Source organism: Acinetobacter sp. ANC 3832, assembly GCF_002135415.1.
Lineage (GTDB): Bacteria > Pseudomonadota > Gammaproteobacteria > Pseudomonadales > Moraxellaceae > Acinetobacter.
Genome location: NZ_NEGJ01000003.1, coordinates 19,067 through 34,273, shown reverse-complemented (window position 1 = coordinate 34,273; position 15,207 = coordinate 19,067). Strand labels below are relative to the sequence as shown.

Here is a 15,207-nt window from a genome sequence, read left to right as displayed (position 1 = left end):
GATGAATGATTTAAATACAACAAGCAACGCCGTGAATGTATTAATTATTGATGATGAACCACAAATTCGTAAGTTTTTAGATATTGCTTTACGTGCACAAGGATATAAAACATTCTTGGCTGAAACAGGGCAAATGGGACTGGAAATGCTTGCTTTACAAGGGGCAGACTTGGTGATTCTAGATTTAGGTTTACCTGATTTAGATGGGCAAGATGTTTTAAAAGAGCTTCGTATTTGGTCACAAGTACCAGTAATTATTCTTTCTGTACGTGCAGATGAAACTGAAAAAGTTGCACTTTTAGATGCAGGGGCAAATGATTATGTGACTAAACCGTTTAGCATTCAGGAATTAATGGCACGTATACGCGCCATGTTAAGAAATCAGGTTACACAAACCACAGAATCCGCTATTTTTGATGATGATGTTTTAAAAATTGATTTTGCACAGCGTCAGGTGTTTTTATCGAATGAGTTAGTTTCTTTAACGCGCAAAGAATTTCAGCTATTAATGTTATTGGCTCAACATCGTGGGCAATTGATTACCCAACCACAAATATTAAAAGACTTATGGGGACCTACGCATCAGGAAGATACGCATTATTTACGGATTTTAGTGGCGAAATTACGTGCTAAATTAAATGATGATGCAATTCATCCTCGATATATTGCGACTGAACCAGGTGTAGGCTTAAGGTTTTTAGGAAAAATTTAGTTATCTAGTTTTAAATAGTCTGAGTGTTTTTGTTGGTTAATGGATGTAGAAAGCTTGTGCATTGATAATCAATGTGAGGCTTTAATTTAAAAGATAAACTTATTCAATTGAGACTTTTTATGATTTCAATTAACTGATTTAAAACAAGTCATATATTGAATTTTGCATAAGCTTTTTATGTTAATTATAAAAATAATATTAGACTGTATAGTTGTATTTTGATTTGAAAGTAGTCCTTGATCAGTTGCAGAAATTTTACTTTTCTTCTATGCTTAGATTGTCGAAAAAGGTGGACTGGCGTGGTGAGCCCCAGTCAGCCAAGTAACTTTTAAGTGCTTGGTTATATTATATCCAGCCCATAAGGGCAATGGACCACGACGAGGGCGGACGCATGCCGTTTCCTCGTCAAGAGCCATATGAATTTGATTTGACAAGCCTTTTGAAACCTTTGCGTCCTATAGCCGTGCCCGCGGCATCATGAATGCAAAAGGTTAATTATGGAACATACTCCTGTACTCATCATCGGCGGTAGTCTTGTTGGATTATCTGCTTCACTTTTCCTTGCGTGGCGAGGAATTCCTCATATTCTTGTTGAAAAACATTTTGGTAGTGCTTTACATCCTCGTGCAATGGGTTTTACTGAAACCACAATCGAACATTACCGTACAGTGGGTATTGCTGACAGTATCCCTCAAGCACCAAAGGGCGCACGTTTACGTCGAGTAAAGGTTAAGAATCTTTCTTCAGAGTGGATTTCTGAGTCAGATTGGACACCAGGTCAAGCAATCGACCGTTCAGATGACTTATCACCTTGTAGGGGGGCTGCAATCGCGCAAGATAAACTTGAGCCGATTTTACGCAACGCTGCACAAGAGATGGGAGCTAAGCATAAGTTTGGTTGTGAACTAATCAACTTTGATCATCATACAGAGCAACCCATCTCGGCTCGCTTGCGTGACAGAAAAAGTGGCGAAGAATTTGAAATTACTGCTGATTTTATGATTGCTGCTGATGGTGCAACAAGTAGCATTCGAGAAGCACTTAGCATCACATCGAGTGGCGTTGGATATCTAAAAACATTGAACAGTGTGCTTTTTTATTGCCCAGAAGCTGATCATTATCTTGAAAAGGGTGTGCAGCAATTTGAGATTGAACAGGAGAGTTTTCAAGGTTTCTTAACAACATATGGTGATAGCCGTTGGGTATTAATATTTGAGAACGATAATGTTTGTTCTAATGAAGAATTAATAGATCTCGTAAAATGTGCACTTGGTTCTGAAATGTCCTTTAATATTATTACAACTGGTCAATGGGAAATGGCAGGTCGTATTGCTGACAAATACAGTGAGGGACGAGTATTTCTCGCAGGTGATTCTGCTCATCAATTACCGCCAACTCGCGGTGGTTTTGGTGCTAACACAGGTATTGATGATGTTTGGAATCTAGCGTGGAAATTAGAGCGTGTAATCTGTGGAGTAGCAGATTCCGCATTACTTGATACTTACAATACCGAAAGACAACCAATTGGGTGGTTGCGCCACCAGCAAACTTTCTCTCGACCAGATTATGCACATTGGGTTGATGAGGATTTTGAGCCTGATATTTTGTTGAGTAACGATGCAATGGAATTTGGTCAACTTGTTCGTTCGTCGCAGATTATTGGCGCTGGACCTGAATTGCCTGCAGCAGCCTTACCAAGCGAATGGCATGGACATCCTGGAACACGTGCACCTCATATATGGGTCATGAAAGATAATATAAGAATTTCACTGCTTGATCTGTTTGGACAAGATTTTGTTCTCTTAACAGAAAATGGAGCTTGGTACGAGTATGTGAAAGAATTGCCACTGAAGTTTATTCAGATTGGTTCTGATATTATTTTCCCTTTTGATTTATCTTTTGGTGAATTGTTCAACACTGAAGCTAAAGGGGCAACTCTAATACGTCCTGATGGTATTATCGCTTGGCAAAGCCATTCAGCAATGAGTGAAAGTGATCTCAATGATATTTGCAGACTTGTTGGTAAGAAGCATTTAAATAAATGACTAAGACATGCCACTTAACCTAACGGTATTTATAAGAAATTATCAGAAAGAGTAATAAAAGGGAGCTTAACTCTTTCTTTTTTGATTTCGTATAACGTGTATTATGTTAATTTTAGGAAATATAATAAAATTACATATGGCGCATTTAGACAATCGAGTGTCGCCTTATAGCATATAAAAAATAGTCTTTTAAGTTTATTCTAAATATTTTAATACATTAAATATATTATGACTTCAGACAGTATTAAAATTCCAAATGCCTTCTGGCTTGCTATTGATAAATTAGGTATCAGTCGGGCTACTTTAATTAAGCAAGCAAAGTTACCATTAGCAGTCGGGCTTGAAGAGACAAAAATAAAAACCATCGTTTTTTTTAACTTATGGCATGCTTTAGAACAACTTGAAGGTGTAAATATTGGATTTAAACTTATATCCTCTCTCGATATAAATCAGATGCCACCTTCATTTTTAGTTGCATATCATGCGAAAGATTTACGTGATGCTTTATATCGTGTTGTACGCTTCAAAAGTTTATGTACCCCTGAAAGACTGTTAATTGATGAAACAGATCAATTATTTACAATCACTATTACATGGCCACTCGAAACGATATCTATACCTAATGCATTAATCGATGCCACTGTACTGTCGATGGCTTCTTTAGCATACTTAGGTACTGGTCAAGTTGTTCAACCTGCAAAAATATTTTTGACGCGCCCTGAAAGGGCTATAAGTCCTTTTTTAAAGAACTATTCTGTTGAATATAATGCTGAAAAAAATAAAATTAGTTTTCATCAGAGTGATTTATCACGTGTATTTCAACGCTATAACCAAGACTTACTGAAAATTTTAGATCAAGCCTTACATGCAAAATTAAATGATTTAAACACTAAAATAACTGTTTCTGAACAGGTGAAATGGTTATTACGTAAAGCATTAACCGCTGGTCGTCCGGAGTTGCGATTTATTGCACATGAATTAGCAACGAGTGAACGTTCACTACAGCGCCATTTAAAAAATGAAGGTGAAAGCTTTCAATCTTTGTTATCAAAAACACGGCATGAACTTGCATGTGAGTACTTGCAAGATAGCCGATTGGATCTTGCAGAAATTTCCTACCTACTGGGTTATGAAGAACAGGCCTCATTTTTTCGTGCATTTCAAGATTGGGAAAATACGACACCCAGTAAATGGCGTGAAAATCCAAAAAAAAAGTCAGGAATTAAATGATGAGAATAGTGATCTATGGTGCAAGTGGTATGGTTGGGCGAGGTACACTCAATCAAAGCTTATCAGCTTCAGATGTTGAAAAAGTTATTATTGTTGTACGAAGAAGTTTAAATATCCAACATGAAAAATTATCTGAAATTGTGATATCTGACTTAAATCAAACGCATGATTTAGACATGATTAAAAATTTTGATGCGTGTTTTTATTGTTTAGGCGTTTCAGCTTCAGGCATGACTGAAGCCCAATATAGTGCCATTAATTATGACTTAACTATCAATATTGCAAAGGCTTTACAAGCCAATAACCCTGATATGACCTTTGTGTATATTTCAGGTGCAGGTACTGATAGCACAGAACAAGGTAAAATAATGTGGGCAAGAGTAAAAGGGAAAACACATTGAAGTCTATGAATTTCAAGGCTGTATATTTATTTCGCCCCGCAATGATTCAGCCCTTGGATGGCATTGAATCACAGACCACGAGCTATCGTATTTTTTATAAACTGCTCAAGCCATTTTTTCCAATCATACAACGTGTCGCACCCAATGCTCTGCTAACAACCCAGAGTATTGCTGATGCCATGTTGAATGCGGTTCGTTTTGGTTATCACACGGAAATATTGGAAGTAAAAGACATTATTAAACTCACAAAAATCAATCTTTAAAATATTTTTAAATATAAAAAAATCAGTATAAGATTTAATCTTATACTGATTACCTGAACATTTTTTTAATACTTAAAAAGCAATCGTTTGTAATTCAATAAAGCTATTCAAACCCCATTGACCAAACTCACGTCCCATACCACTTTGTTTGAAGCCACCGAAAGGTGTATCAAATGAAGGCATTTGGCTATTTATATAAACACCACCAGTACGAATTTGGCGGGCAATTTCAATCGCTTTATTCGTATCATTGGTAAATACCCCCCCACTTAATCCATATTCACTATCATTGGCCATTTCAATCGCTTCTTCAAGCGTATCGTATGCAATAGCAACCACCACAGGACCAAAGATTTCTTCACGTGCCACTCGCATGTTGTTATTCACATGCGTCAATAGTGTTGGTTTGATGTACCAACCTTTTTCATACTGTACACCCTCAGGTTTATCTAAACCGCCACATGCCACAGTTGCACCTTCATCTACACCAAGTTGAATATAACCACGGACTTTGTCATATTGGCTTTTGTTAAATAGTGGTCCTAAAAATGTATCTTCTTCTATTGGATTGCCTATTTTTAAGCTATTTAAAGTCACTGCGAGTGTTTGAGTTATTTCATCGTATTTCGCACTCGGCACGAATAAACGTGTTAAGCCAATACAGGCTTGCCCATTGTTAAGGAATGAACGAATAAGCGTATGTTGAGCAACTTCTTGTGCAGAAATATCATCTAAAATAATCCCTGCTGATTTTCCGCCAAGTTCAAAGCTACCACGTTTCATTTGTTTACCTGCAATTGAGGCAATAATTCGACCTGCACTTGTAGAACCTGTAAATGCAATTTTATCGATACCTGAGTGACTAATTAAATATTCACTTGCTTCACGATCCGCAGGTAGAATAGAAAGTGCACCTTTATCTAAACCTGCTTCTTCAAATAAAGTCACAATATTCAAAGCATCAAGGGCTGTTTCAGGTGTAGGTTTCAGAATTACAGTACAGCCTGCAATGAGTGCGGGAATTATTTTTGTCATTGCCGATTGTAGCGGTGCGTTCCATGGTGTAACGGCTGCGACCACCCCAACAGGCGCACTACGTACAATTGAACCATGTTGTTCATCTATCTTGGTTATTTTTTCCCACGGGTGTAGTTTAGCTGCGCGAATAAACTCATCAATCAAGTACGCTTGCGATTGCTGTAAGGGCAAATTAAAAGAAATAGGTGCACCATTTTGTAAAGTAATTAATTCAGCATATGCACGATCATAAGCAGGCGCAATTCTATTAAGTTTTTCAAAAACTGCTAAACGTTGTTCAATCGGTTTGTTTGCCCAAGTCCCTGACTTAAAATGTTGTACAGCTTTTTGTACTGCACTATCAATATCTGCGTCATGTGCAAGGACGATAGAACCGAAAACTGATTGATCGTGTGAAGATATTAGTGTTCGTTTTTCTTCAAAGATAGGCTTAACCCATTCGCCTGCAATATAAAGTGCATTAAAATTCTTTTTGAGTTGTGAAATTTGAGTATTCATTATTCTATTTTCCGTGTTGAGAGAAGATATTTCTATTCAAACCGATAAGCAACTAATTAAAAAGTTAGAACACGCCAATGTTATTACAATATACGCCATTATTACCGCTATCCAATATAATAACTGTTATGCGAAAGGCCTTGTTCATGGGGCTTTTGCGCAATTATTTAACATAAAATTTCTTATGTGAAATCGAAAGTAAAATTGTTTTAATATTTAGACACTTATTTAGTAAAAAAATCGAGCGCAAAACCTGAAAAGTCGAGTTGGAAACATCTCGGCTTTTTTTAAACGCATTTGATAAATTTTTCCACAAAAATAGACTAATTATTAATCTATTTTTAACTTTCCCCTATATTTTTAACTGTCGCACTGCTGAAATAATCCACAATTTCTGCGGATAAAAAGGGGATAGTTTTTTATTCAGTTTTGTACGTTAAGACGTACATCAATTCACGCTGTTTGCGCCTAGATGTTTACCCATATATTGCTTATCATGGCCACATAGAGAGCAGGATGCTCCAGAACATAAAACAACAATAATCAGTTTAAGCAACGGAAAATGCAAAGGTGCGACCAGTGAATCAGGTAATGAATATGGAAAAGCCCAACAGGATGTTGGGCTTTTTTTATGTAACATTTTTATAAAAACCATCTCGAAATCTAAGTTTTATAGGCTTTGCATGAGCTGTATTGAGTTGATTTTATAAATGTTAATGATTTATTCAGTCTGGTGCATGAAAGCTTTGATAAGTTTGCAAATTCATTTTAAGCTCTTATAAAATATCATCATGCAATTCATTATTGATACGACAGAAAACTTAAACATGAATTTTACTCATCTTTGACTTAGATTAAATCATTTTTATTCATGTTGTGATTCAGGTATAAATTACTCCATACAGAAATTTTGGTTTTATCTAAAAAATTAGGGGAGCGGATTACCATGAGTAAAGAATTTGCATGTTCAATTAAACACATTCGTTTCGATGAAAACTATCTACCTGCAGATAGCACACGTTTAACCACTAACTTTGCCAACTTGGCTCGTGGTGAAAGTCGCGAACAGAATCTACGTAACACATTACGTATGATCAATAATCGTTTTAACGCATTGGCACATTGGGATAATCCTAAAAGCGATCGCTATTCAGTTGAAATTGACATCATTTCAGTAGATTTAGATGTTGAAGGCAATGGTCAAACATTCCCAGCTATCGAAACATTGAAAACGACCATTATTGATCATCAAACAAATCAGCGTATCGATGGTATGATTGGCAACAGTTTTTCTTCTTATGTCCGTGACTATGACTTTAGCGTAGTTTTACCCGCATATTTTCAGAATCAGCCTAAATCGAATGCACCAGAAAATTTTGGCGATTTGCATGGCAAGCTTTATCAATATTTGGTGAATTCAGAGGTATTTAAAGCAGAGTTTAAAAAACTGCCTGTGATTTGCCTGAGTGTTTCAACCACGAAAACTTATTATCAAACAGCCAATCAACATGCTGTATTAGGTATTGAGTACAAGCAAGATGAATATTCACTTACAGATGATTATTTCCACAAAATGGGCTTAACCGTCCGCTATTTCAAACCTGAAAATAGTGCTGCGCCATTAGCATTTTACTTTAGTGGTGATTTATTGCGTGATTATACTGATCTTGAGTTGATCAGTGCGATTAGTACGATGGAGACTTTTCAAAAGATCTATCGTCCTGAAATTTACAATGCCAATTCTGCTGCAGGTCAAGTATATCAAGCAAGCTTAGAGTATCCAGATTATTCATTGACCCAGATTGTATATGACCGTGTTGAACGTAATCAGTTGGCGGTAAAACAAGGTCAATGGACTGAGGAAAACTTCATTAAACCTTATCAAAATATTCTTGAGCAATGGGCTGCCAACTATGCTGTAGAGCGTAATAACCTTAAAACGAACGCTGCGTAATTCACTTAAATTAGAGATAGAAGATTAAAAATGGCCATTTTATTACCAACATCAACAGCTGGCAGCTTACCTAAACCGTCTTGGTTGGCAGAACCTGAAAAGTTATGGTCACCTTGGAAACTAGAAGGTGATGCACTCATTGAAGCGAAGCAAGATGCTTTACGCTTATCATTGCAAGAACAAGTACATGCAGGAATTGATATTGTTAGTGATGGCGAGCAAACCCGCCAACATTTTGTGACGACCTTTATTGAACACCTTGATGGTGTTGATTTTGAAAAACGTGAAACGGTACGTATTCGTAATCGCTACGATGCAAGTGTGCCATCGGTTGTTGGTGCTGTTTCTCGTCAAAAGCCAGTGTTTGTCGAAGATGCTAAATTTTTACGTGCGCAAACAAACCAACCGATTAAATGGGCACTTCCTGGTCCAATGACCATGATCGACACACTGTATGATGGTCATTATAAAAGTCGTGAAAAACTGGCTTGGGAATTCGCTAAAATTCTCAATCAAGAAGCGAGAGAGTTAGAAGCTGCTGGTGTTGATATTATTCAATTTGATGAGCCAGCATTTAATGTATTTTTTGATGAAGTGAATGACTGGGGTGTTGCGACCTTAGAGCGAGCACTTGAAGGTCTGAAGTGTGAAACGGCTGTTCATATTTGCTATGGTTATGGCATTAAAGCCAATACTGATTGGAAAAAGACACTCGGTTCTGAATGGCGTCAATATGAAGAAGCTTTTCCTAAGTTACAACAATCTAAAATCGACATCATTTCACTTGAATGCCAAAACTCGCGTGTACCGATGGATTTAATTGAACTGATTCGTGGTAAAAAAGTGATGGTTGGTGCAATTGATGTAGCAACCAATACGGTTGAAACACCTGAAGAAGTCGCAGATACTTTACGTAAAGCACTTCAGTTTGTAGATGCAGATAAGCTCTATCCATCGACCAACTGTGGTATGGCACCATTATCTCGTCAGGTGGCACGCGGTAAGCTGAATGCTTTAAGTGCAGGCGCAGAGATCATTCGAAAAGAACTTTCAAACGGCTAATAGCGAATTAAGCGATATGTAGAGGGTTAATTTTTAGTTTTATTCTATTTAAGCGTATAATTAAAGCCATGACCCTCTGCTCAATATAGCAAAAGTATACGTTCTATACAAAACTCATTCTGATGCTATATCTACGTGATGAAATTGCGTGGTGTAGTAAGTATCAAGAAAAAAGATCCAGTTCAATTTAGGAACAAAGTGATGATTCAAGCTACAGACTTTAAAAATGCAATGTCTTTGTTAACAAGTGCGGTTAATGTTGTTACCACAGCAGGGCTGTCTGGTCGTTATGGATTCACAGCATCTGCCGTGTGTAGTGTTACGGATACTCCTCCGACACTGTTGGTCTGCATGAATAAAGCATCTAGATCACATGAGCATTTTATCGAAAATAAAATTTTAACGGTGAATGTTTTGGGTGCAGATCATCAGCATATTTCTAACGTATTCGCTTCTAAAATGAGTTCGGAAGAACGTTTTGAATATGGGGATTGGTCAGAGTTAGAAACAGGTGCACCTGTTTTAGATGATGCTTTGGTAAGTTTTGATTGTGAAATTGAAGAAATTCAAGAAGTTGGAACGCATAGTATTTTCATGTGTCGTGTTGTTGCAATTCAGAAAAGTGAACAGGATCAAAGTTTAGTGTATTTTAATCGCGCTTATCATCATATCGGGCAAGTAGAAATTGCTTAAAGCAACTTTTATTCTTTTATGGAAAATATAGTGCTATATTTAATTAAATTAATAATTTAAGTGATTAATTGTTGAACATAAATCTATGACTTGAAACTATACGCAATTATCAGAGTAAAAATTGTTTCATATACGCTTAGGCGTACAACGATTTAGATGTTTTGCCAATATATGATGCTTATGTAATTTCTTATTATGAACACATAGAGAGTAGGATGCTCCAGACAATAAAAATAAAGTTAAGCATAAGGATGGTGAGGTAAGACAGGAGTCATGCCTAAGCACCAAATACGGAAAAGCCCAACAGGATGTTGGGCTTTTTTTATGTAGCTTTTATATAAATATTTTCGCAATCTAAATTTTAAATAAAATAACTGGTTTTGGTCATCAATTTAGAAATGGCTGTCATGGTGATTTTTACTGGAATAGGTAAATCTACACCGCCAGCATTTAATGCTGTATCACGATGATGCAATTCATCTTCATTCATCTGTACTAAAATTTTACGTGAACGATCATCTTGAGCAGGGAGTTGAGTAATATGATGCTGTAAATGCATGCTTACTTGGCGTTCAGTTTCAGCAACAAAACCAAGACTGTATTTATCTCCCGCAATACCTGCTAGCGCACCCATCCCAAAAGACAAACCATACCAAACTGGATTTAGTAAACTAGTATGACTATCCAATTCTTTTAAACGGTCTTCACACCACGCCAAATGGTCTTGTTCTTCAATGGCTGCAAACTCCATTTCACGACGAACATTCGGGAGTTTAGCTGTTAAAGCCTGTCCATGATACAAGGCTTGTGCACAGACTTCACCACTATGGTTGACTCGCATTAAACCTGCAACATGGCGTGCTTCACTCACAGCAAGTTGGGTTTCAACTGTATTTGAAGGATTCTCTCTTTGAGCCGATGTCGTACCCGGAACCAAACTTCTTAAAGCTTGGTCAAAAGAGTTAATCAATTTATCGATGCCAGTGTATTGACGCATTTTAATCCTCCAAAGAAACTTGGGTAGAGGCTGCCAACGGTTTAAGACGAAGGAGTAGCCATGTGCTAAAAATTGCACTGAGTACAGCAGTGATACAAAATAGAATCTTAATATCTATCTTTAATATACTTAAGATAATAATCGAGAAAATGGCAGATGCCACCATAAAAATAGCATTAAAAATATTATTTGCTGCAACAACACGCGCACGATGTGATTTTGGTGCATAAGCTTGCATCATGGCATAAAGTGGTACGATATAAAAACCACCACTGATTCCAAGTAAGGTAACTGCAAGCATGACATGATAATAAGCAGTACCCAGTGTAAACATATCTTGAACGCCAATTAAAGCACCTGCACGTTCAGGAATAAAAGCCAAGCTCGCTGCCAAATATAAAGCGAATCCTGTTAAGCCAATCGCACCAACAGGAACCATTTTAATATTAACTTCAGCACCACCAATTTTACGACACAATAAAGATCCAACACCAATACCGACTGAAAAGAAAGTGAGAAGGAGGCTAACTACATTTTCAGAAGCATGTAAGTTTTGCTGTGTGAGTTGTGGAATCTGAGTAAGGTAGGTTGCACCATAAAACCAATACCAAGAATTGCCTAAAAGCACGAGAAAAATAAGCGGTAAGCTTTTGGCATATTTTACAGTTTGAATACTGGTACGGAAAAAATTCCAATCAATTTTTAAATTTGTTGTTGATTCATTTTGTTTCAGAATGAAACGGCTACAGATATAACCAATAATCGCAATTGTAGTCACCGTAAGGCTAATCCACAGTAAATTTCCTTGTGAAAGAGAAATAACAGCGCCACCTAAAATCATACCTATTAAAATAGCCATAGATGTTCCAGATTGGAACAAGGCATTGCCCGACATTAATTCATTGGGTTTTAAAATTTCAGGCAAAATGGCGTATTTAATCGGTCCAAAAAAGGTACTGTGAGTACCCATTAGAAATAGGGCAAACAGTAGAATCCATAAATTGCCTAATAGAAAGCCCGCAGAGGCAATAAGCATGATGACAATTTCTAAAACTTTGATACATCGGACTAAAAATGAGCGCTCATACTTATCTGCAATTTGTCCTGCTGTCGCAGAGAAAATGAAATAGGGTAAAATAAACAACAAAGCAGCAAGATTATTGAGGGTGCTAACAGGAGCAGCTTGTTGTTGAATCCAACCATAGGTGATGACCAATAATAAGGCTTGTTTATAGACATTATCATTAAGCGCACCAAAAAATTGAGTGAGAAACATCGGTAAAAATCGACGTGTTCCTAATATATGTTCATTTTTATCCATTACAAATTGACTTCATTTAGATTTATTAAGAAATGTGGTGAATTGGTAACTATATCGCAAAATCATGTATGATGATTTAATCTCATAAACTATGAAAAACCAAATGATTTTAGTTCATAGTGAACTTATCTCATTTCATTTTTCCCATTTAATAAATTATTGTGTTTAGAGCTTGGTATGCCAGCAAAAATTAAATTTAAGAAATTAGTGCTTGCGCATTGCATGCACAGCATATTTAACACAAATGATATCAATAAATTGTTGTGCGCGAGTGTTTTTTTAAGTGTCTTTGCCACATCGTTAAGCCATGCCGATGAAGTGAGTACAGTACCGACAACATCGCAATCGAGTACTAAAATACCCTCAGATTCAGTAGAACAGTTAAAAACTATTGCACAAGAGCAAGGCAGTTCAAACGCTGAAGTCGCACAGATTGATGATAAAGTTGCTCAAATTAATCAACAAAGTTCTGTTGATAGTTTGTCTATGTTGCAACAACAAGAAAAAAATCAAGGGGTCGGAAATGACTTTAAACCGATTCAATTTGATGATTTAGAAGAGTTACCAACAGCACCTATAGACTCATCGATGGTTAATGAGATTTATCAAGTCGCTGAGCAGGCAAAAGTAGAAGCACAAAATTTTAGAGCAGGGGTAACCAAGACACCTGAAGTTGAAGTTGCTGATATTACCAAACAAGAATTAACCGAAATTAGCCAAGCACCTGTGAATGTTGATCAATTAATGAGTTCGATCAAAGCAGACAGTAAAATTGTGGTTGAAGCCAATGAATCTGGCAAAACTTTAACTGATTTTACAGCAAGCGATGAACAGGAAACAGCACAGTCACATAATATTTTTAAAAGATTATTTTACAAAGTTCGACCGCCAAAAGCAGATGTTGTTAAAATCGCTCGAATCAGTGCCGAGGTGGTGGGTGCACCGACTATATTAGCCAATAATATTAAAGCTAAACTCTCTACATTTACTGTGGATGCATTTTCAGATTTTAATGCATCAACACCGCAATTGAGAACTTTATCCACGCAAGCTGCCCAAGCTGTAGGTTATTATAATGCTCAATTCAAATTTCAAAAAGTAAGCGATAATAAAGTCAAAGTTACCGTGACTCCGAATGATCCTGTGATTATTGCCGAACAAAATATTGAGTTTTCAGGTGCAGGAGCGAAATTACCACAACTCCAAGTAATTCGTGTTTTACCTGATCAGGATGTGGGTGACATTTTAAATCATGCAGATTATGAAACCACGAAAAGCCGAATTAGTGATGCTGCCATCAATAATGGTTTTTTTGACAGTTATTGGCGCTTACATGATGTAAAAGTGGCACAACCGCAGAATAAAGCAGATATTAATTTACGCTATGAAACAGGTGAACGTTATAAATTAGCAGATGTCGAATTTAGAATGAGTGATCCGACTAAACCCTTGCCGATTGATCTTAAAATTTTAAAAACAATGGTCTCTTGGAAAGATGGGGCTGATTACACGGCTTGGCGTGTAAATGGTTTGGCAAACAATTTAACCAACTCGCGTTATTTTAACTATACGTTGGTTGATGCGGTAAAACCTGATCCCATTCAAAAACCATTAGAATTACCACCTGATGTACAAGTATTATTGGATCAACAGCAAGTTTCTGAATCTGCTCTGGTTGCACAAAATAAGCCTGAAGATCCAGTGAAATCATCGAAAGAAGTCACGCAAAATGTCGTTGATGAAAATCAATTTGCAGGGACTAAAACAGATGAAGCAAATCCGAATTTACGCCAACTTCAAACCCAGCAACAAGATAAAGATTCTGAGGATGAAAAATTACAAGAACAAGCCAGAATTGATAAAAAAATTCCTGTTATTGTGACGCTGAATGCAGATAAACTAAATAGTCTTGAGGCGGGTATCGGTTATGGAACGGATACAGGTGTGCGTTTACGTGGGCAATATCGCCGTGCCATTGTGAACCATTTAGGGCATTCATTTGATGCCAATATGGAACTTTCACAAATTCGCCAATCTTTTGATGGTCGTTACAATATTCCCTATAATCATCCATTGAATGATTACGTCAGTCTAGTCGGTGGTTATGAGCGTGAGGAACGCAATGAGATTGGTAATGATTTAAGCTTGGTGATTGAATCTGCCGTGATCGGTGTAGACCGTATTATTAAAGGCTCACGTAAAGATTGGCAGCATATTTTTGGGGCGCGCTATCGTTTGGATCGTGTGAATCAGAGTAGTATTGTTGATACCAGTGATATTCCTGATGCTTTTTTAATTCCGGGTGCAAAACCTGAGCAACAGTCTTTATTGTTAGGTTATGAAGTTTCTAAAATAACAAGTAATCAAAGGCTCAATCCAACTCAAGGGTTTAAGCAATCTTATAAAATTGAGGTGGGCAGTAAAGCTGTGCTTTCTGATGCGGATATGGCGATTGCCAGTGCCAATTGGAAAGGCTTGTATTCTTTGGGTGAGAATGATGATCATCAATTTTTAGCAGGCGCAAATTTAGCATATATTTTTACCAATGACTTTGAGAAAGTGCCTTATAACTTACGATTTTTTGCCGGTGGAGATCAAAGCTTACGTGGTTTTGATTATAAAAGTTTATCGCCTGTAGAGTATGGTTATAAAGTTGGGGGACAAGCACTCGCTGTTGGAACGGTTGAATATAATTACCAATTTAAAGATGGGTGGCGTGCGGCAGTATTTAGTGATTTTGGTAATGCTTATGATAAAACATTTAGCAATGAAACTGCGTATAACATCGGTTTTGGTATTCGTTGGAAATCTCCGATTGGACCAATTCGTTTAGATGTCGCTTCAGGTATTTCTGATCCTGATCATCCAATACGTTTACATTTCTTTATTGGCTCACAACTTTAATCGACTTCTTGTATAAAGCCATTTATTAATCTTTTGAATTGAAAATAAAGCGCTTGTGAATGCGGATACAAGATATTTAATTTATAAAA

13 protein-coding genes are annotated in these 15,207 nt (G+C 36.9%); 9 read left to right on the top strand and 4 right to left on the bottom strand.

All coding sequences use genetic code 11. The annotated features are described in order from the left end of the window. The first annotated feature begins 1 nt into the window (after position 1). Positions 2–712 carry a response regulator gene (locus tag B9T35_RS04610; RefSeq protein WP_086189960.1) on the top strand — a complete coding sequence of 237 codons (711 nt, stop codon included), beginning with the start codon at positions 2–4 and terminating at the stop codon, positions 710–712. A gap of 272 nt (positions 713–984) precedes the next feature. On the opposite strand, the gene B9T35_RS18375 is transcribed toward B9T35_RS04610, so the two are convergent. Then, complete coding sequence (locus B9T35_RS18375) at positions 985–1,128, bottom strand: hypothetical protein (RefSeq protein ID WP_171264216.1); 144 nt, start codon at positions 1,126–1,128, stop codon at positions 985–987. Between the two features lie 81 nt (positions 1,129–1,209). Between B9T35_RS18375 and B9T35_RS04605 the strand changes: the two genes are divergently transcribed. The 4 genes from B9T35_RS04605 (at position 1,210) to B9T35_RS18535 (ending at position 4,651) form a co-directional block, all read left to right on the top strand. After that, positions 1,210–2,757: an FAD-dependent monooxygenase gene (locus tag B9T35_RS04605; protein ID WP_086189959.1), complete on the top strand. Its 1,548-nt coding sequence runs from the start codon at positions 1,210–1,212 to the stop codon at positions 2,755–2,757. A 228-nt stretch (positions 2,758–2,985) separates the two neighbouring features. Then, entirely contained in the window at positions 2,986–3,987 is a 1,002-nt protein-coding gene (locus B9T35_RS04600; RefSeq protein WP_086189958.1) for a helix-turn-helix domain-containing protein, read from the top strand. Continuing rightward, positions 3,987–4,388, top strand: a complete 402-nt coding sequence (locus B9T35_RS18540) for an NAD-dependent epimerase/dehydratase family protein (protein WP_213033350.1) — start codon at positions 3,987–3,989, stop codon at positions 4,386–4,388. The genes B9T35_RS04600 and B9T35_RS18540 overlap by 1 nt, the downstream gene beginning before the upstream one ends. Next, positions 4,385–4,651, top strand: coding sequence for a hypothetical protein (locus B9T35_RS18535; RefSeq protein ID WP_213033349.1), 267 nt, complete (start codon positions 4,385–4,387; stop codon positions 4,649–4,651). Before B9T35_RS18540 ends, B9T35_RS18535 begins: the two co-directional genes overlap by 4 nt. Positions 4,652–4,723: 72 nt before the next feature. Here the strand turns inward: B9T35_RS18535 and B9T35_RS04590 are convergent, their stop codons facing one another. Continuing rightward, entirely contained in the window at positions 4,724–6,187 is a 1,464-nt protein-coding gene (locus B9T35_RS04590; protein ID WP_086189957.1) for an aldehyde dehydrogenase family protein, read from the bottom strand. A gap of 946 nt (positions 6,188–7,133) precedes the next feature. On the opposite strand from B9T35_RS04590, the gene B9T35_RS04585 reads away from it, so the two are divergent. From B9T35_RS04585 to B9T35_RS04575, 3 genes are all read left to right on the top strand, one after another. Continuing rightward, complete coding sequence (locus B9T35_RS04585) at positions 7,134–8,141, top strand: DUF1852 domain-containing protein (RefSeq protein WP_086189956.1); 1,008 nt, start codon at positions 7,134–7,136, stop codon at positions 8,139–8,141. 30 nt (positions 8,142–8,171) lie between these two features. Beyond that, the gene (locus B9T35_RS04580; protein ID WP_086189955.1) at positions 8,172–9,203 is read left to right on the top strand and encodes a methionine synthase; all 1,032 of its coding nucleotides are present in this window, start codon (positions 8,172–8,174) and stop codon (positions 9,201–9,203) included. A gap of 201 nt (positions 9,204–9,404) precedes the next feature. Beyond that, positions 9,405–9,896 (top strand): flavin reductase, encoded by a 492-nt coding sequence (locus tag B9T35_RS04575; protein ID WP_086189954.1) that lies wholly within the window; start codon positions 9,405–9,407, stop codon positions 9,894–9,896. Between the two features lie 361 nt (positions 9,897–10,257). Here B9T35_RS04575 and coq7 read toward each other — a convergent pair whose 3' ends face one another. Together coq7 and B9T35_RS04565 are read right to left on the bottom strand one after the other, a co-directional pair. After that, complete coding sequence (coq7, locus tag B9T35_RS04570; protein ID WP_086189953.1) at positions 10,258–10,893, bottom strand: 2-polyprenyl-3-methyl-6-methoxy-1,4-benzoquinone monooxygenase; 636 nt, start codon at positions 10,891–10,893, stop codon at positions 10,258–10,260. A gap of 1 nt (position 10,894) precedes the next feature. Continuing rightward, entirely contained in the window at positions 10,895–12,214 is a 1,320-nt protein-coding gene (locus tag B9T35_RS04565; protein ID WP_086189952.1) for an MFS transporter, read from the bottom strand. 177 nt (positions 12,215–12,391) lie between these two features. Between B9T35_RS04565 and B9T35_RS04560 the strand changes: the two genes are divergently transcribed. After that, positions 12,392–15,118 (top strand): autotransporter assembly complex protein TamA, encoded by a 2,727-nt coding sequence (locus B9T35_RS04560; protein WP_086189951.1) that lies wholly within the window; start codon positions 12,392–12,394, stop codon positions 15,116–15,118. Positions 15,119–15,207 lie beyond the last annotated feature (89 nt).

Coding starts and splice junctions, on each gene's coding strand:
- B9T35_RS18375 (WP_171264216.1), bottom strand. CDS start 1,128: ATGGCTCTTGACGAGGAAACGGCATGCGTCCGCCCTCGTCGTGGTCCA.
- B9T35_RS04610 (WP_086189960.1), top strand. CDS start 2: ATGAATGATTTAAATACAACAAGCAACGCCGTGAATGTATTAATTATT.
- B9T35_RS04565 (WP_086189952.1), bottom strand. CDS start 12,214: ATGGATAAAAATGAACATATATTAGGAACACGTCGATTTTTACCGATG.
- B9T35_RS18540 (WP_213033350.1), top strand. CDS start 3,987: ATGAGAATAGTGATCTATGGTGCAAGTGGTATGGTTGGGCGAGGTACA.
- B9T35_RS04585 (WP_086189956.1), top strand. CDS start 7,134: ATGAGTAAAGAATTTGCATGTTCAATTAAACACATTCGTTTCGATGAA.
- B9T35_RS04580 (WP_086189955.1), top strand. CDS start 8,172: ATGGCCATTTTATTACCAACATCAACAGCTGGCAGCTTACCTAAACCG.
- coq7 (WP_086189953.1), bottom strand. CDS start 10,893: ATGCGTCAATACACTGGCATCGATAAATTGATTAACTCTTTTGACCAA.
- B9T35_RS04590 (WP_086189957.1), bottom strand. CDS start 6,187: ATGAATACTCAAATTTCACAACTCAAAAAGAATTTTAATGCACTTTAT.
- B9T35_RS04560 (WP_086189951.1), top strand. CDS start 12,392: ATGCCAGCAAAAATTAAATTTAAGAAATTAGTGCTTGCGCATTGCATG.
- B9T35_RS04600 (WP_086189958.1), top strand. CDS start 2,986: ATGACTTCAGACAGTATTAAAATTCCAAATGCCTTCTGGCTTGCTATT.
- B9T35_RS04605 (WP_086189959.1), top strand. CDS start 1,210: ATGGAACATACTCCTGTACTCATCATCGGCGGTAGTCTTGTTGGATTA.
- B9T35_RS04575 (WP_086189954.1), top strand. CDS start 9,405: ATGATTCAAGCTACAGACTTTAAAAATGCAATGTCTTTGTTAACAAGT.